Annotated in this window: 14 protein-coding genes (1 of these 14 running past the window's edge); 6 read left to right on the forward strand and 8 right to left on the reverse strand. The window is 70.5% G+C overall.

Annotated elements, in window-relative coordinates; genetic code table 11:
• Positions 1-96: 96 nt before the first annotated feature.
• The 3 genes from SY84_RS09540 to SY84_RS09550 form a co-directional block, all read right to left on the reverse strand.
• A complete protein-coding gene (locus SY84_RS09540; RefSeq protein WP_046843821.1) occupies positions 97-423 on the reverse strand; it encodes a hypothetical protein in 327 nt (108 codons plus the stop codon).
• 84 nt (positions 424-507) lie between these two features.
• Positions 508-2,016: a threonine ammonia-lyase, biosynthetic gene (ilvA, locus tag SY84_RS09545; protein ID WP_081424690.1), complete on the reverse strand. Its 1,509-nt coding sequence runs from the start codon at positions 2,014-2,016 to the stop codon at positions 508-510.
• A 595-nt stretch (positions 2,017-2,611) separates the two neighbouring features.
• A complete protein-coding gene (locus SY84_RS09550) occupies positions 2,612-3,769 on the reverse strand; it encodes an FAD-dependent oxidoreductase (protein WP_046843823.1) in 1,158 nt (385 codons plus the stop codon).
• Positions 3,770-3,842: 73 nt separating this feature from the next.
• Between SY84_RS09550 and SY84_RS09555 the strand changes: the two genes are divergently transcribed.
• From SY84_RS09555 to SY84_RS09565, 3 genes are read left to right on the forward strand one after another with little or no spacing between them, the layout of a single operon-like run.
• Positions 3,843-5,093: a SpoIID/LytB domain-containing protein gene (locus SY84_RS09555; RefSeq protein ID WP_081424560.1), complete on the forward strand. Its 1,251-nt coding sequence runs from the start codon at positions 3,843-3,845 to the stop codon at positions 5,091-5,093.
• On the forward strand, positions 5,090-7,855 hold the full coding sequence (locus SY84_RS09560) for a hypothetical protein (RefSeq protein ID WP_046843824.1): 2,766 nt from the start codon (positions 5,090-5,092) through the stop codon (positions 7,853-7,855). Before SY84_RS09555 ends, SY84_RS09560 begins: the two co-directional genes overlap by 4 nt.
• A 33-nt stretch (positions 7,856-7,888) precedes the next feature.
• On the forward strand, positions 7,889-8,941 hold the full coding sequence (locus tag SY84_RS09565; RefSeq protein ID WP_046845101.1) for a hypothetical protein: 1,053 nt from the start codon (positions 7,889-7,891) through the stop codon (positions 8,939-8,941).
• Between the two features lie 13 nt (positions 8,942-8,954).
• Here the strand turns inward: SY84_RS09565 and SY84_RS09570 are convergent, their stop codons facing one another.
• From SY84_RS09570 to SY84_RS09580, 3 genes are all read right to left on the reverse strand, one after another.
• Positions 8,955-10,556 carry a DUF4153 domain-containing protein gene (locus tag SY84_RS09570; RefSeq protein ID WP_046843825.1) on the reverse strand — a complete coding sequence of 534 codons (1,602 nt, stop codon included), beginning with the start codon at positions 10,554-10,556 and terminating at the stop codon, positions 8,955-8,957.
• A gap of 96 nt (positions 10,557-10,652) precedes the next feature.
• Positions 10,653-11,324 (reverse strand): amino acid ABC transporter permease, encoded by a 672-nt coding sequence (locus SY84_RS09575; RefSeq protein WP_046843826.1) that lies wholly within the window; start codon positions 11,322-11,324, stop codon positions 10,653-10,655.
• Positions 11,325-11,398: 74 nt separating this feature from the next.
• Positions 11,399-12,163 carry a transporter substrate-binding domain-containing protein gene (locus SY84_RS09580; protein WP_046843827.1) on the reverse strand — a complete coding sequence of 255 codons (765 nt, stop codon included), beginning with the start codon at positions 12,161-12,163 and terminating at the stop codon, positions 11,399-11,401.
• Between the two features lie 223 nt (positions 12,164-12,386).
• Here SY84_RS09580 and SY84_RS09585 point away from each other — a divergent pair, with 223 nt between their 5' ends.
• Positions 12,387-14,228, forward strand: coding sequence for a menaquinone biosynthesis decarboxylase (locus SY84_RS09585; protein WP_046843828.1), 1,842 nt, complete (start codon positions 12,387-12,389; stop codon positions 14,226-14,228).
• 46 nt (positions 14,229-14,274) lie between these two features.
• Entirely contained in the window at positions 14,275-14,613 is a 339-nt protein-coding gene (locus SY84_RS16520) for a hypothetical protein (RefSeq protein WP_157882946.1), read from the forward strand.
• Positions 14,614-14,657: 44 nt separating this feature from the next.
• Here SY84_RS16520 and SY84_RS16270 read toward each other — a convergent pair.
• A protein-coding gene (locus SY84_RS16270; RefSeq protein ID WP_157882928.1) for an IS3 family transposase occupies positions 14,658-15,763 on the reverse strand; the annotation gives its coding sequence in 2 pieces (ribosomal slippage) (positions 14,658-15,502 and positions 15,502-15,763; 1,107 coding nt in all).
• A 111-nt stretch (positions 15,764-15,874) separates the two neighbouring features.
• On the opposite strand from SY84_RS16270, the gene SY84_RS16275 reads away from it, so the two are divergent.
• Positions 15,875-16,156 carry a DUF3592 domain-containing protein gene (locus SY84_RS16275; RefSeq protein ID WP_245621308.1) on the forward strand — a complete coding sequence of 94 codons (282 nt, stop codon included), beginning with the start codon at positions 15,875-15,877 and terminating at the stop codon, positions 16,154-16,156.
• A gap of 13 nt (positions 16,157-16,169) precedes the next feature.
• Here SY84_RS16275 and SY84_RS09600 read toward each other — a convergent pair whose 3' ends face one another.
• Positions 16,170-16,460, reverse strand: partial view of an alpha-hydroxy acid oxidase gene (locus SY84_RS09600; protein WP_046843829.1) — the 3' end only. It continues 819 nt past the right edge of the window; only the last 291 of its 1,110 coding nucleotides appear in the window; its start codon lies beyond the right edge, outside the window; its stop codon occupies positions 16,170-16,172.

Here is a 16,460-nt window from a genome sequence, read left to right on the forward strand (position 1 = left end):
CGACAAGGGCAACTGGGGGGTGGCCAGTAGCACGTAGGACCTGGGTGACCTCGATGTGGCCGGTCAGGGCACGCACACGCTGTTGACCGTCACCCCTCACCCACTGACCAGTTCGGCCTCCCATTCGCTGTTGGGTGCGCGGTCGTCTCTGGTCTGTCCGGCCTGACTGGCGTGCTGCGTGAAACGCGACAGCGTCCAGCTGTGAGGGCCGGCCCGCAGGATGTACGTGCCGTGCTCGCCGGGTCCGGTGACGCGGCGGCCGCTGTCGCGGTACGTGACCTCCACCGCCTCCCCGACTGGGAGCGCTTCCAGTGTGGACGTGAGAACTGCTCCGTGGAAGGAACGCTGCGGATCCGTGGCCTCCCCCTGCCACGCCCCGCTGAGGCACACCACCACGTTTCCGGCCGCGCTGCTTTTGGTCATGCCTCATCAGTGCACGTCCACCCGTGCGCGGGGTGAGGACCACCCCACCCCCCCTTCATGAGATGGCCGCCGGGTCACCACGGGTCAGGTCAGGAACAGCCGGTACGCCGGATTCGCCGTGACCTCGGTCGCCGGGTACCCCACCCCCGCCAGGAACGCCGCGAACTCCGGCGCGTCCCCGGGCGGCACCTGCACGCCCGCCAGTACCCGACCGTGCGCCGACCCGTGATTGCGGTAATGGAACAGGCTGATGTTCCAGCGGCCATGCAGGTGCGTCAGGAACTCCAGCAGCGCCCCGGGCCGCTCCGGGAACGTGAACGAGTACACCCGCTCATCCGTCGCCTCCGGCGCGCGCCCCCCCACCATGTGCCGCACATGCACCTTCGCCAGTTCGTCGTCCGTCAGGTCCAGCACCGCGTACCCGCGCGACACCAGCTCGTCGCGCAACTCGGCCCGCTGCCCGGGGGCCGCCAGCTGCACCCCCACGAAGATCTGCGCCTGCGCGCGCGGCGCGAAGCGGTAATTGAATTCCGTGATCGCCCGCGCGCCCACCACCTCAATGAACTCCCGGAACGCGCCGGGCCGCTCCGGGATCGTCACCGCGAAGATCGCCTCGCGCCGCTCCCCGATCTCCGCCCGCTCCGCCACGTGCCTGAGCCGGTCGAAATTCACGTTCGCGCCGCACGTCAGCGCCACCAGCGTCTCACCCTGCACGCCCCGCTCCTGCACGAAGCGCTTCAGGCCGGCCACCGCCAGCGCCCCCGCCGGTTCCATCACCGCGCGCGTGTCGTCGAACACGTCCTTGATGGCTGCGCACACCTCATCCGTGTTCACCCTCACCCAGTCGTCCACGTACCGGCGCGTCAGGTCGAACGTGAACGCCCCCACCTGCTTCACCGCCACGCCATCCACGAAGATGCCCACCGAATCCAGCCGCACCCGCTCCCCGGCCTGCACTGACTGGAACATCGCGTCACTGTCCTCCGGCTCCACCCCCACCACCCGGATGTCCGGCCTGAGCGCCTTCAGCACCCCCGCCACCCCTGCGATCAACCCGCCGCCCCCCACCGGCACGAACACCGTCAGCGGGCCCGGAACCTCCACCTGCCGCAGCAGTTCCAGCGCCACCGTCCCCTGCCCCGCCAGCACCAGCGGATCATCGTACGGATGCACAAAAGTCAGGCCCAGCTCGCGCTGCAACGCAAACGCGTGCGTCTCGGCGTCACTGAACGAATCCCCGAACAGCACCACCTCCGCCCCCCGCGCCCGGCACGCCCCCACCTTGATCTCCGGCGTCGTCGCCGGCATCACGATCACCGCCCGCACCCCCAACCGCTCCGCCGCGAACGCCACCCCCTGCGCGTGATTCCCCGCCGACGCACAGATCACGCCCCGAGAGCGCTCCTCCGCCGTCAGCTGCGCCATCCTGTTGTACGCCCCACGCAACTTGAACGAGAAGATCGGCTGCTGATCCTCCCGCTTCAACAGCACCCGGTTCGCCAGGCGCGCACTCAGGCGCGGCGTCTCACTCACCGGCGTCTCCACCGCCGCGCCGTACACCTTGCTCGTCAACGCCAACCGCAACACGTCCATCGCGTCCAGCTCACCCGGCTTGAAGTCCACCTGCGTCACACCCGATCACCCCTCTATGGTCTGAAAAGAAAACCCCCCACCGGACGGCGGGGGACGATTGGCAGCGCGCAGGCCGTCAGGCGTTCACCCCTGACCAGCCCATAATTCGCGCAGCTCTCATGACGGACAGCTTAGGGGCGGGGGGCGTCGCGCGGTGGGGAAGGGGTAGACAAGGGGCGGTGTTGTTCGCCTCGCGGCGGGCGGCCCCACCCCCCAGCCCCCTACCCCAGGGGGGTAGGGGGGGCCTACGTTGCACTGGGCAAGAGTTTTTACTCCTGCGGCGTGTTTTTGGTGGGCGGTGACGGGTCCGGCCTCGACGCCATCCTCCGCCCCCCGCAAGGCCCGCGCGCTATGCGCACGACGGCCGGTGGCAGTCGGCGGTGGCGGGCAGGGTGGATGGTGCGGGCCGCTGATCGACTGTTCTGGCTTCGGCAGAAGCGTGGGGTGGGGCTCCCCTTGAGGGGAGCTGTCGCCGCAGGCGACTGAGGGGTTCCCTGCGTAGCAGCTGGTTCCCGCTGCGCAGCAGCCTCCCTTCCCACTCCCCACAACCCACTCCCTACTGCCCCCTTCCCCCCGCGATCTCCCGCGCCAGCGCGTCTGCAGTCCACAGTCCGAGGGTGTCGGCGTGGGGGCCGCCGAGGAGGAGGTGGGTGTGGTCGTCGAGGCGGTCGTGGGTGGGGGGGGCGCCGGGCTGCCCGCCGGGGAGGGCGAGCCACGCGCCGGGAATGTCGGCGAGGCTGCGGCCCAGGTGCAGGTCGCTGGTGGCGAGGGCAGGGAGGGCGTCCATGAGGCCGACGAGGTCTTCGAGGGTTTCGCGGCGCAGGCCGGTGGGGACGCCGGTCAGGTGTCCGCCCTGGGGCGCGTAGCCGTGCGGGTCGCGGTGATGGATGGGCGGGATGAGGGTGTACGCGCCGTGCTGGGGGCGCAGGGTGAGGCCGTGGGCGTGCAGGACGGGCGCGTCTTCGGTGCTGGGCGTGGCGAGGTGCGGGGTCTGCCGGTACGCGCGGGCGTGGCGGGTGTGGACACCCAGGTGGTGTTCGGCCTGCGTGGGGGCGTGCGCGCCGGTGGCGAGGACGATCAGGGGCGCGTGGAGGGTGTGGGTCTCGTGCGTGACGATCTGATGGGTGTTCGTGACGGTCAGGCGCTCCAGCGTGACGCGCCCGCCGGGGTGGGGGGTGGCGCGGGTGTTCAGCAGCAGGTCGGTGCCGCGCCGGATGGCGCTCTGCGCGGCCACCTGCGCGAGGGTGCCCGGGCGGTAGGTGTGGGCCTCGTGCGCCCGGGCGTGCGGGAAGGCGCCAGGATCGAGCAGGGCGAGGCTCTGCGGATGCGCGGCCAGCAGGTCGCGGGTGGGCTGCGTGCCGGGGGCCGGTTCGGCGTGCAGGGTCAGGTACGGGCGGGCCTGGAGGGCGTCACCCAGCAGCGTCCGCAGTCGGTTCAGCGTCCAGCGGGCAGCGTCGTGCTGCGCGGCGGGCAGGTGGGCCAGCGTCCAGACGCCCGGGGCGAGGATGGTCGCGCCGTCCTCGTTCGGCAGGCCGCCCTCTTCAATCAGCAGGGTCTTCAGGTGCGGGGCGTGCTCGGTCAGGGCCAGGGCCAGGGCGCTGCCCATGCGGCCTGCGCCGAGAATCAGCACATCGTGGGGGCCCTGCGGGTCGGTGCCGGGCGTGAAGGGCTGGCCGACGTGGGCCCACACGCGGCCAGGGGTGGGGGTGGTCATGCGGGCATGATCGCCCGTTCTCACGCGCCTGTCAGGCGGGCGGGGGTGGGCGTGCGTATACTCGATCTTGATCATGCGTTCATTTCTGCGTGTTGGCGCTGCGGTGTGCAGCGGGCTGCTGGCCTCTGGGGCGTCGGCGCTGAATGTGCGGGTGCTGGTGGCGGCGGCGCCGCAGCTGACCGTGCGGGTCGCGGCGCCCGCCCCGGCGCCGGGCGCCCTGAGTGTGCCGGGCGCGCCCGGGGCGGCGCCGCTGCCGGTGCAGGCGTGGACGGTGGGGGTCAGCGGCACGCAGCTGACCCTGAACGGCCAGCCGACCGGGAACGCCAGCCTGTACCTGCCGCCCAGCGCAGGGAGCGTCGTGGAGATCGCCGGGAAGGCGTACCGGGGCGGCGTGCAGCTGCGTGCCGAGTCGGGCGGCGTGCAGGGCATCAACGTCGTGGATCTGGAGGACTACCTGCGGGGCGTGGTCCCGGCCGAGATGCCCGCGTCGTGGCCGTCGGCGGCGGTGCAGGCGCAGGCGGTCATCGCGCGCACGTACGTCACGGCGCGCATCAACCCCGCCACGCCGTACGACACCTGCGCCACCGAGACCTGTCAGGTGTACGGCGGGATCGCCGCCGAGAAGCCCCTGGCGGACGCCGCGATCGCCGCGACGCGCGCGCAGGTCGTGGCGTTCGGCGGGAAGGCGGCCAGCACGTATTTCAGCAGTGACAGCGGGGGCTTCACGGCGTCCAGCGGCGAGGTCTGGGGTAAGGACCTGCCGTATCTGGTGGCCAAGGCCGATCCGTTCTCGGCGGGCAGTCCGCGCGCCCGCTGGCAGCTCGAAGTCCCCGTGGCCCGCGTGCAGCAGGCGGCCGGGAACGCCGGGGTGCGCGTCGGCGCCCTCAGGAGCGTGACGGTTACGCGGGTCAGCGAGTCGGGCCGCCCGCTGGAGATCACGTTCGTGGGCGCCTCGGGCAGCGGGAAACTGACCGGGGCCAGCGCCGGGGGCTTCGTGCGGGCGCTGGGCGCGTCCGGCACGCGCGTGACCCTTGCGGGCCTGAACCCGCTGGTGCTGTCCGGCAGCGGCAGCGGGCACGGCGTGGGCCTCTCGCAGTACGGGGCGCTGGGTCTGGCGAACGCCGGGTACAGCCACCTGCACGTCCTGGGCTTTTACTACCCCGGCACGCAGCTGGCCACCCTGACCGGTGACGCGGGCCCGGCCCGCGCGGCCCTGACCATGCAGGCGGCGCTGCCGGTGCCGCCCCTGGCGCAGGTCTGGGCCGCCGTCCACGCGCAGCAGGGGTCGGACCTGCTGGCCGCCGCCCCCGGGTTCACGCCATGACCCGCGCCGCGACCCGCGCTGCTCGCCGCCGGGGCACGCGGGTCCGCGCGGCGCTGCTCGCGCTGGGCCTGCTGGCGCTGGGCGGCGCGCAGGCCCGCACGGTGAAGATCGTCTCGGCCGACACGCTGGAACTGCGGCAGGTGGACGGCCAGGAACTCGTGGTGATCAGCGGCGAGAACGTGGAACTGCGCGTCGACGACGACGTGGTCCGGGCCAGGCGCGTGGAGTTCAACCGCACGCGGCGCACCCTGACCCTGATCGGCGCCGCCTCGTACCGCAGCGCGAAGGACGGCGAGGACCTGCGGGGCGAGAACCTCGTCGTGGAACTCGGCAAGGAGCAGGTGAGCGGTGAGGATGTCCTGATCAGCGACGCCCGCCTGGAAATCCGCGGGCAGGAGGTGGACCGTATTCCGGGGCAGCTGCGCGCCACGGGCGGGTACTTCACGACCTGCGCCCGCTGTGGCCGCACGCCCAACGATTACGCGTTCCGCGCCGAGCGGCTGATCGTGTACCCCGGCGACCGGCTGGTCGCGTACAACGCGCAGCTGCTCCTGGCCGACATTCCCGTGCTGTTCCTGCCGGTGCTCGTGCTGCCCCTGAACGACCGTGACCGCCAGCCGCGCCTGGAGGTCGGCCGGGACGCCGTGGACGGCCTGACCGTCCTGGCCGACCTGCCGTTCAGTGTGGGCGGCAACACGCTGGGCACCACCCGGCTGCGCTACTACCAGAACCGCACGCCCAGCGTCGGCGCGGGCGTGACGCTGCGTTCGTACGCGCCGCTGCCGTTCGTGGACCGCGTGGACCTGGACCTGCTGGCCGAGCCGCGCCTGGTGGGGCAGGCCGGGCGGGACGTGAACCTGGATTTCGGCGTGAAGGGCCGCGTGCCCCTGGCGCTGGCGGTGCGGGATCTGGATTACAGCCTGAACGTGACCCGGCGCGACATCGGCCGGGGTGCCACCGACCCGCAGCGCGGCCTGACGGACGTGCAGTTCCGGGCCAGCGTGGAGTACCCGCTGTTCACGGCGGCGCTGGACTACGTGGACCGCTTCGGCCCGGCGCCCACGACCGCGCTGGATAGCACCAAGACTCTGAAGCGCCCCGAGGTGACGGTGGACCCCAAGCCGTACACGAACGGCCCGTTCAGCGCGGACGTGAAGATCACGGCCGGGAATTACACCGGGCAGAGCAACCCCCGCTCGCCCAGTGCCACCGCGCAGGGCGTGAACATCACCACCAGCCGCCTGGAGGAACAGCACAGCCTCGCGTACACCGTGAAACCCTGGCGGGACGCGGACCTGAGCCTGAGCAACACCTTCACCGGGCGGTACTACGGCACCGGGGCGCGCACCGTGCAGCTGGACGTGACCGGCACCCTCACGCAGCGCTGGGCGGGGTCGAACACCTTCAGCGTGACCGCGAAGTACCTGCGGACCGAGGGCACCAGCCCCTTCGCGTTCGACGCGCTCTCGGGCCGTCTACTGTCCGCGCCGGTCAGCCTGAACCTGTCCACCGTTCCGGTCAGGGACGTGAGTTTCGGCGTGTCGTACTCGCGGGACCTGTTCCTGAGGGGCGAGCAGCAGGGCAACGCCACCTTCAGCCTGGGCGTGAACCGCCGGCCCCTGAGCCTGACCGCCAGCGCGCAGGTCAACCCGGACAAACGCACCCTGGAGGACGTGACGTTCAACGCCACCCTGGCCGACCCGGACAGCGGCAAGGTGACCGTCACGCCCGCGCAGCCCGCCACCGCGACCACCCCGGCCCGCCCGGCCACCACGACCCGCACGAGCGCGTGGCCCGCCCCGAACCTCAGCCTGAGCGCGTCGGGTGGGTACGCCCTGGCGACCGGGCCCAAACCGCTGACCGTCACAGCGACCGTGACCGGCGACGTGCGCAGCAACCTCTTCAGCGTGGCCGTCACGCACAACGTCCGCACGCCGGAGATCACGTCCGTGGCGGTGCGCTACAACCTGACCCGCACGCAGGACACCGTCCTGAACGCCCTGAGCGTCAGTGGCGACGAGACCCTGAACCCGGTGACGGGGCAGCTCAGCGGCAGCCTGACGGCCCTGTGGCGCGGCCAGTACCAGTTCAGGACGTCCCACAGCCTGCTGCTGCAACGCCCGGACACCGCCACCAGCAGCGGCACCCTGGATTTCAGCGTCGGCACGGTCAGCGGCAGCCGCGACAGCTGGACCGTCAAGTACGGCGGCGCGTACGACCTGCGCCGGGGGGGATTCACCGCCCCGCAACTGAGTGGAGAACTGACCCGCACCCGCAGCGGCCAGAGCCTCGCCGTGACCGCCGTGATGAACACCCCCGGCCTGGACCAGAAACGCACTGAACTGACCCGCGTGCAGCTGAGCGGCGCCGCGCAGTTCGGCAGCCGCTTCTGGGTGTCGGGCAGCGCCCTGTACACCCGCACGCGGGCGGCGCTCCCGAACGACATCGCCACCGACACCCTGCAACTCAGCCCGCTGCGCGTGAACCTGGGCCTGGGCCGCGCGGGCGAACGCCCCGGTGCGTACCTGACCGGCACCCTGACGCAGAGTTTCACCTGGGTGGACGGCGTGCGCCAGACGCCGGGCCCGCTGACGCCCGTGTTCGGGTTGACCATCGACCGCTGCTGCTGGGCCCTGCAGGCCGAGGCGGACCTCGTGAACCGCCGCTACCGGATCGCGGTGGGCCTGCCCGGCCAGACGGGGTACCCGCTGTTCGAACTCACGCCGGGCGGCGCGAGCGTCCCGCTGCTCTCCCCACCCTGACCCGATCCGCCTGACTCTACGGAGGTGCCCCCCATGCGCCGACTCCTGCTCCTGACCGCCCTGACCGCCGCCCTCCTGACCGCCTGCACCGGCACCGAGGAGGTGACGTACGCCGTGCAGCTGAACGTCCTGACCGACACGGACACCTCGGGCCGCGCCACTGGGCTGCGCGCCCTGAACTCCGACGGCGGCCCCGTGAACACCGTGACCGTCACGGGCGGCGTGCAGGTGCTGCCCACCAGCAGCACGCGGCGCGTCATCACCGTCCGCACCGACGCTGCCGAGACCCGCGCGCCCGACGGCAGCGACCCGCAGCCGTTCGCGGACCCCGGCTTCACGCCCTGCTACACGCGCGCCGCGCAGGACGCGGGCCGCTCCCGGCTGCTGCTGCTCAGCGAGTGCAGCGGTGTGCAGCGCGCCGCGCTGTTCGACAGTGCCAGCCGCACGCTGGTCTGGTCGGCCCTGCTGCCCACCTACCTGCCGCCCGTCACCACGACCGACACGCCCCCCACCCGGCTGGCCGTGCAGGGCGACGTGGGCCTGATCACCCGCGCCCGCCTGAACGGCGGCAGCGAGGTCATCCGCGTGGCGGTCCCCGCCGCGGGCGGCAGCGCCGAGGCCAGCGTGCCGCTGGCGATCCCGGCCGTGTTCGACCTCGCGCCGTACGGGGGGCGCGTCCTTGCCGCCACCGCGACCGGCATCCAGGCCCTGAAGACCACCGGGGAGCCCGACAGCGCCACGACCCTCGCCCCGTTCGGCGGCACCCGCTACGACCGGCTGTGGACGGGCGGCGCCAGCGGCACCCTCCTCGCCGCGTGGCGCAGCAACGTTCTGGCGGGCACCGGCGACACCCCCCTGCGGCTGTGGGACGGCGCGGCCACGACTGCCGTCACGGTCGCGACCCTGTCCGACATCCGCGACCTGACGCTGCCCAGCGACGGAAAGGCGTACGTGCTCGCCGGGCAGAACCTGAACCGCTATGACGTCACGCTGGGCCTCTCGACCGGCAACTGGGCCCCCAGGACCCTGACCACCCTGACCGCGCCGTTGAGCATCGCCTGGACGGTCCCGCCCACGACCCCCTGACCTCCGGCAGGCGTCAGCGCCCCCGGGGAACGGCGACGTCCTCCTGTGGGGTGGGGACGGGAGGCGCGGGCAGGCGCAGCGTGACCTGACGGGCGCGGGTGTGCGCCAGCGTCCAGGCGCGGGGGTCGCGTTCCCTTGCGTAGTGGTCCCGCAGGTATCGGGTCAGCGAGGAGGCCCCGATGCACTCCGGTACGTCGCTCGCGCCGGGGTTGGGCGTGCAGTCGGTCAGCACGTCCAGGTGCGCTGCGAGGACCGGGACGGCTCCCGCGCCCAGGCGCAGCAGTTCGCCAGGGTTCGCCCGCTGCGGCTCGGTGCGCTGCGCGTTCGTGACGCCCGACAGGTCCCGCGTGATGTTCACCCGCGCGATCAGGCCCGCCGGGTTCAGCGCGGTCGTGACGAGCAGCGTGCCCAGCCCGAGCAGCAGGGCCGGGTACGCGAAACGGCTCGCCCGGTCCCGCCAGAGGGTCACGGCCAGCCACGCCAGGGTCAGCGTCACCCACACGAGGAACGCGGCGCCCAGCACGCGCGTCTCGCTCAGGCCGTATGCCTGGGTGTACAGCACCCAGCGCTGCGCGGCGGACGCCAGGATCACCGTCAGCGGCAGCAGCACGGCCGCGTTCAGTGCGCGGAAGGCCGGGCGGCGGCGGGACTCGGGGGTGCTCAGCGCGTACGCGACGCGCAGCACGGCGGCGGTCAGGAGGGCCACGGTCATCAGTTGCCCGAAGCCCTCGCGGATGAACGCCGCGTACGTCTGCCCGTCGGGCAGCGCGCCGCCCAGCAGCAGCGGCAGCTGCCGCGCCGCGAACGCCGTGAACAGCAGCGCCAGCGCGCCCAGCGGCACGCCCGTCTCGATCAGGCCCAGGCGGCCCTCGCGCGGGGCGGGGGGGAAGACGCTGGGCCGCGCGGCGAGCAGCGCGCCGTACACCAGCCCGCCGGTCAGGATCAGCCAGCCGATCAGGTGCCCCAGGGTGCTGATGGACCGGTCGAGGTTCACGTCCAGGCTCAGCAGCGCCTCCAGCGCCCGCGCGAACGACGCGTCCGCCCCGGCCAGCAGCGGCGCGAACACCGCGAGCAGCGGCACGGTCAGCAGCGCGCCCACACCCACCCGGCCCCAGGTGCGCGGGGCGGCAGGGGCGGGTTTCAGGTGCGCCCACGGAAAACGGTCGAGCAGCACCGCCAGCCCGTAGATGACGTGAATGCAGCTGCTCAGCGCCGCGCCCAGCCCGTCCAGCACGCCTGCCCGCGCCAGCCCCGGGAAGCGCAGCGCCGCCGAGCCCAGCCCCAGGCACAGCGTCAACGCCAGCGCGTTCAGGAAGCCCAGGTCGGGTGTGGGGTCCCACAGCGTGAACGTCACGCCGAACAGGGCGGCCAGCGCCAGCAGCGTCACCCCTTCACGGCTGGGGGGCGTGCCCTCGCGCCGCGCCCGCCACGTCACCACGCCCAGGTACAGGGCCGTCCACACCGCCAGATTCAGCCCGAACGCGCCGCTCGCGCCCTCGGTCAGCAGCAGCGCGGCCAGGGCCAGTCCGGCGGCGGTCAGCAGCGGCCACGCCAGCCTCGGCGCGGCGGGCGAGGGGGCCTGGGGGACATCGGCGGGCGCACCGGGGAGGGTCATGTGCGCACCGTACTCACCCTGCCCTCACGCGGCGTCCACCGGACGGACTACAGCGAAAGGAGGAGAAGCCCCCCTCCCTCCCGGCCGGGCCGGGCGCTACCCGCCGCGGGCGAAGCGGCGTTCCAGCAGGCGCTGCACGACCTCCAGCAGGCTGCTGACCGCCCAGTAGATCAGCGCCGCCGCCAGGTACGGCCCGAACGGCTCGAAGGTCCGCGCGATGACCAGCTGCGCGCTCCGGAGCAACTCCACGACCGTGATCACGCTCACCAGTGACGTGTCCTTCACCAGCCCGATCAGGGTGTTGCTCAGGCTGGGCAGCGCCACGCGCGCCGCCTGCGGCAGGATGATCAGCCGCATGGTCTGCGCGCCGCTCAGGCCCAGGCTGGTCGCGGCCTCCCGCTGCCCCTTCGGGATACTGAGGATCGCGGCGCGCATCGTCTCCGAGAGGTACGCGGCGGCGTTCAGCGTCAGGGCGATCACGCCGCCCGCGACGGGATTCAGCGTGACGCCCAGGCTGGGCAGGCCGTAGTAGATGACGAAGATCTGCACGAGCAGCGGCGTGCCGCGCATGAACGACACGTACAGGCTGCTCAGGCCCCGCACCCAGCCCAGGCGCGACAGCCGAGCCAGCGCGACCAGGAACCCCAGCGGGAGGCCCAGCACCATCGCGCCCAGCGCGAAGCCCAGCGTGACGGGCAGCGCGCCCAGCAGGGTCGGCAGGGACGTCCAGGCGCTCTGGAGGACAAGTTGCAGCTGTTCGGTGTTCATGGGTCTCCCTGGCACGGCGCTGGGCCACGGGCGGTGGTGACCGCGTCCATGGCCCAGCGCTCACGGCTCTGAGCTTAAGGCTTGCTGACGTCCTGACCGAACCACTTGCGGCTGATCTTGGCGTACGTGCCGTCCGCCTTGAGTTGCAGCAGGGCCCTGTCCACAGCCGTTTTCAGGCTGGTGTTGCTCTTCTTCAGGGCGATGCCGACCGCTTCGGGGTCCCCGATGACGCCCGCGCCGCGCACGGGGAGGTTCTGGGACTTGATGAGGTACCCGACGAGCAGGCGGTCGTTGTATGCGGCGTCCAGGCGGCCCGCGGCGAGGTCCGCGAGGTACTCGGGCGCGCCGGGGTACGTGACGACGTTGATGCCACCCGCGTCCCGCAGCTGCTTCTCGAAGTTGCTGCCCAAGCCCACGCCCACGCGTTTACCCTTCAGGTCCGCGAGGGTCTTCGGAGCGAAGCTGCCGGTCTTCTTCACGATGATCTGCGGGCTGGAGTACGCGTAAGGCTTGCTGAAGCCGATGGTCTTCTGGCGTTCGGCGGTGATGCCGACCTGGTTGACGATCACGTCGTACTTGTTCGCCTGGAGTCCGGCCAGGATGCCGCTCCATTCGGTCAGGACGAACTCGGCCTTCAGGCCCAGCTTGGCCGCGACGGCCCGGGCGATGTCCACGTCGAAGCCGGTGAGGTTGCCCTTGTCGTCCTTGTACGTGAAGGGGGCGTAGGTGCCTTCCATGCCGATCTTCAGCACGCCTTTTTGCAGGGTGCTGGGGGCGGCGGCGTGGGCGCTGCCGAGGCCGAGGGTCAGGGCGAGCAGGGGCAGAATGACGTGTTTCATGGGACTCCTTGGAGGGCTGCCGGGGCAGCCGGGTGGGTGGGGTGGAGGTGCGGCGGGGGCGGGGCCTCCGCGCTGGTTCCAATAGCGTACAACTTCGGTCAACTAATAGATAGTGTCGTGTCTACACTATCCGGCCGGGGTGCCCTACCTGTCTCCAACGTCACCGGGCGGAACCTCGTGCGCGGGTACGGTTGCCCCGCCCCCCGCCCTCTACACTCGGCGCATGGCCTTTCCGGACATCCAGAGTTTCATGCGCCTCCTCGAGCAGCGCGGCGAACTGCTCCGCGTCACGACCCCGGTCAGCCGCGAGCTGGAAATCACCGAGATCGCCGACCGCATGGTCAAACAGGGCGGCCCGGCCCTGCTGTTCGAGAACGTCACCGGCAGCGACTACCCGGTCGCCATCGGCCTGCTGGGCACCAAGGAGCGCGTGGCGCTCGCCCTCGGCGTGGAGGATCTCGACGGACTGGCCGAGAAGGTCCGGAATCTCATCGACCTGTCCGGCGGCGGCAGCAAACTGGGCCTGCTGAGCAACGTCACGAAACTCCGCGACGCCATGAACCTCCCCCCACGCCGCGTCCGCAACGCCCCCGCGCAGGAGGTCGTGTGGCACGGCGACGAGGTGGACCTCTCGAAGATCCCGGTCCTGAAGTGCTGGCCCCTTGACGGTGGCCCGTTCGTCACGCTGCCCCTCGTGATCACGAAGGACCCGGAGACCGGCGAGCGCAACATGGGGATGTACCGCGTGCAGGTCATGAGCCGGAACACGACCGGTATGCACTGGCAGCGGCACAAGACTGGCACCAAACACCTGGAGAAGGCGAAGAAGCTCGGGAAGAGGCTGGAGGTCGCGGTCGCCATCGGCGGAGACCCGGCCCTGATCTACGCCGCCACCGCGCCCCTGCCGCCCGTGCCAGGCCTGGACGAATTTGCGCTGGCCGGGTACCTGCGCGGCCAGCGCTACCCCGTCGCCAGGGGGATCACGGTGGATCTGGACGTGCCCGCCAACGCCGAGTTCGTGCTGGAAGGCTACGTGGACCCCAGCGAGGACTGGGTGATGGAGGGGCCGTTCGGGGATCACACCGGCTTCTACACCCTGCCGGACCTGTACCCGCACTTCCACGTCACCGCCGTGACCATGCGCCGCAACCCCGTGTACCTGGCGACCATCGTGGGCCGCCCCCCCATGGAGGACGCGTACCTGATCGAGGCGTCCGAACGGCTGTTCCTGCCCGCCGCGCAGCTCATCATCCCCGAGATCGTCGATTACCACATGCCGCCCGCCGGGGTCGCGCACAACCTCGTGTTCGTGAGTATCAAGAAGAGTTACCCGGGGCAGGCGTACAAGGTCGCCAACGGCCTGTTCGGTCTGGGCCAGATGATGTTCGCCAAGGTCATCGTCGTCCTCGACGAGGACGTGCCCGTCACCGACTTCGACGCCGTGTGGCGCGAGGTCACGCAGAAGGCCGTGCCGGGCCGCGACACCCTCACCACGCGCGGCCCCATCGACGTGCTCGACCACTCCAGCCGGGGCTGGGGCTACGGCGGGAAACTCATCATTGACGCCACCACCAAACGCCCCGAGGAGGTCGGCAGCGCCGCCAGCAGCCGCCCCGACCAGGCCGGGGACGTGCTGTCTCCCGAAGGCTTCACGCCGCGCGCCGCGCAGGACCTCCCCACCTTCGACGGCGTCCTCGCCCAGCGGCAGACCCTGGACGGGTACTGGCTGGTGGCGCTGCACAAGACCCGCGCCGGACAGGCCCGCGACCTCGCCGCCGCGTTCGCCGCGCACCCGGCCGCCCACGGCATCCGCCACCTCCTGATCTGCGACGACCAGACCGACGTGACCGACATCCAGGACGTCTGGTGGACCATCCTGAACAACATCGACGCCGAACGCGACGTCTGGGTGCAGGGTGAACTCCTCGCCTGGGACGGCGCACAGAAACTCCCACAGGAAGGCTTCGTCCGCGAGTGGCCGCCCAAGATCGTGATGGACAAGGACATCGTGGACCGCGTGGACCGCCTGTGGAACGTGTACGGCCTGCCGGAGCAGTGGCGCTGAGGTAACTGCGGCGGCGCTCCCCGGAACCACCCGGTACCTTCAGGGCATGCTGCGCGTCGCCTCTGCACTCAGGTACGTCCTGCCGGGCATCCTGTTCCTGATCACCCCGGTCTCGACCCTCCTGCGCACACCCTCACCTGAACTGTGGCAGTGGGTGCCCCCGCTGTTGCTGGGTGCGGCTGGCATCGGGTTCATCGGGCATGGCGTACTGATCCTGACCGGACGCGTACCGCCGTCACCGGCCCGGCAGACCGTGACACTAAACCGTGTCGGATCATCAGTGCTGCTGGGGTCCGGTTTGTTTCTGATCAGCTCATTCCTTCTTGTTCTCCCAGGGACTTCCGTCGTGAACGCAATTCGCTCTCGGAGCTGGACGTCGGTGTGACGTTCACCCTTTGATCGGTCCAGCCCGAATGAGCCCAGCGTACTTCAGCCCGCCAGTTGGCGGGCGAACTCATGTGGCGTGAGGTTCCCAAGAGAGCTGTGGGGACGGACGACGTTATAGTCCCGCCGCCAGATGGCGAGGCTCAGCCTCGCCTGCGGCACGCTCAAGAACCAGTGAACATTCAAGAACTCGTCACGCATCCGACCGTTAAAGCTCTCAATATAGGCGTTCTGAACGGGCTTTCCGGGGTCGATGAAGTGATGGGCGATGCCCTGCGAGTACGCCCACTGATCCAGGGCCCGGCCCGTAAACTCTGGCCCGTTGTCGGTCAGGAGCACTTCGGGTTTTCCGCGTTCCCGAATCGCGTCTGCCAGCAGACGCGCCACGGTGCTCCCGGGGATCGATGTCGACGCATAGCTGAGCACGCATTCCCTCGTGCCGTCGTCTACAACGTTGAGGATTCGGAACCGTTGCCCGTTGGCCAACTGATCACTGACGAAGTCCAGGCTCCAGCGCTCATTCGCTCGTGTCGGCGACGTGAGCGGCAGTCTGGTGTGGGCCTCCCCCTTTCTGCGGGTCTTTTTGCGGACGGCTAAGCCTTCATTCCGGTACACGCGGTAGACGCGCTTGTGGTTAACGGTCTCGCCCTGGCGGCGCAGCAGGATGTGGAGACGCCGATATCCGAACCGGGGACGCTCGCACGCGAGCGTCCTGAGCTTGTCTGCCAGATCACGGTCATCTCTCGTCGCGCGATGACGCTGTGTAGAACGATGAAAACCAAGAACACGGCAGGCTCGCCGCTCACTGATCCCGAACAGGTGCCGCACTTCCTGGATGACCCGTCGTTTGATGGGCGTCTGGACCTGCGGCATCTGTTCGGGACTCACCACTTTCGGCCCACCACCTCCTTCAGGATGCTGTTATCGAGTGCCAGATGCGCCACCAGCTTCTTCAGGCGACGATTTTCTTCTTCCAGCTGCCGAACGCGCTTCGCGTCGTCCTTGGTCATGCCGCCGTACCGTGCCTGCCAGCGGTGAATGGTGGCCTTGGAGACCCCGGACAACCGAGCGACGTCACCGACCGCGGTGCCCGCCTCAACTTGGGCCAAGACATCAAGGATCTCGTTTTCGCTGTACTGCTTGTGCTTCATGACCCCTCCCTGGAGACGATCTTGTCTCATTCGGAGTGGGCCGACCAATTGGGGTCACGTCAGGTGGAGGCGCGCGTCACCAAAGTCTCTTCTCTCTCACATAGCTGCGCTGTGACGTATTCCTACGACGTGAACGGCCGCACTTATCAGAGCGATCGTATGGGGTGGAACGTGTTCAACAAGAACCGTGACGAGGGACCCGAATGCGCCGCTCTTGGGGACGATCGGCAACCCGAAGTGGGCGAAACCATCCAAGTGCTCTACGATCCTTCGAACCCACAGCAGGCAGTCCGCAGACCGGACCTCCCCGGCTCGTCACTGTTCGGCATGGTTTGGGGGACGGTCTTCACCTCCATGCTGGTGTTCATGCTCGTTCAGTTATGGAGGCAGTAGCACTGACTCAGCATTACAGCCGCACCAGCGCCGGGGTCAGGTCCTCGACCCGTGTGGCGCCGCACAGGGCCATGGCGAGGCGGACTTCGTCCTGCAGCAGCTCCAGGGTGCGTTCCACGCCGGTCTGTCCTCCGGCGGCGAGGCCCCACAGGGCGGCGCGGCCGAGGAACACGGCGCGGGCGCCGAGGGCGACGGCTTTCAGGACGTCCGTGCCGCGCGTCACGCCGCCGTCGAGGTAGATCTCTGTGCGGCCCGCGACGGCGTCCACGATCTCGGGCAGGGCCTCGAAGCTGCTGATGGCGGT

The sequence above is a fragment of the Deinococcus soli (ex Cha et al. 2016) genome (genome assembly GCF_001007995.1).
Taxonomy (GTDB): Bacteria; Deinococcota; Deinococci; order Deinococcales; family Deinococcaceae; genus Deinococcus; species Deinococcus soli.

Excerpts from the sequence above, each read along its gene's own strand:
- SY84_RS09540 (WP_046843821.1), bottom strand. The coding sequence starts at position 423 with ATGACCAAAAGCAGCGCGGCCGGAAACGTGGTGGTGTGCCTCAGCGGG.
- ilvA (WP_081424690.1), bottom strand. The coding sequence starts at position 2,016 with ATGGACGTGTTGCGGTTGGCGTTGACGAGCAAGGTGTACGGCGCGGCG.
- SY84_RS09550 (WP_046843823.1), bottom strand. The coding sequence starts at position 3,769 with ATGACCACCCCCACCCCTGGCCGCGTGTGGGCCCACGTCGGCCAGCCC.
- SY84_RS09555 (WP_081424560.1), top strand. The coding sequence starts at position 3,843 with ATGCGTTCATTTCTGCGTGTTGGCGCTGCGGTGTGCAGCGGGCTGCTG.
- SY84_RS09560 (WP_046843824.1), top strand. The coding sequence starts at position 5,090 with ATGACCCGCGCCGCGACCCGCGCTGCTCGCCGCCGGGGCACGCGGGTC.
- SY84_RS09565 (WP_046845101.1), top strand. The coding sequence starts at position 7,889 with ATGCGCCGACTCCTGCTCCTGACCGCCCTGACCGCCGCCCTCCTGACC.
- SY84_RS09570 (WP_046843825.1), bottom strand. The coding sequence starts at position 10,556 with ATGACCCTCCCCGGTGCGCCCGCCGATGTCCCCCAGGCCCCCTCGCCC.
- SY84_RS09575 (WP_046843826.1), bottom strand. The coding sequence starts at position 11,324 with ATGAACACCGAACAGCTGCAACTTGTCCTCCAGAGCGCCTGGACGTCC.
- SY84_RS09580 (WP_046843827.1), bottom strand. The coding sequence starts at position 12,163 with ATGAAACACGTCATTCTGCCCCTGCTCGCCCTGACCCTCGGCCTCGGC.
- SY84_RS09585 (WP_046843828.1), top strand. The coding sequence starts at position 12,387 with ATGGCCTTTCCGGACATCCAGAGTTTCATGCGCCTCCTCGAGCAGCGC.
- SY84_RS16520 (WP_157882946.1), top strand. The coding sequence starts at position 14,275 with ATGCTGCGCGTCGCCTCTGCACTCAGGTACGTCCTGCCGGGCATCCTG.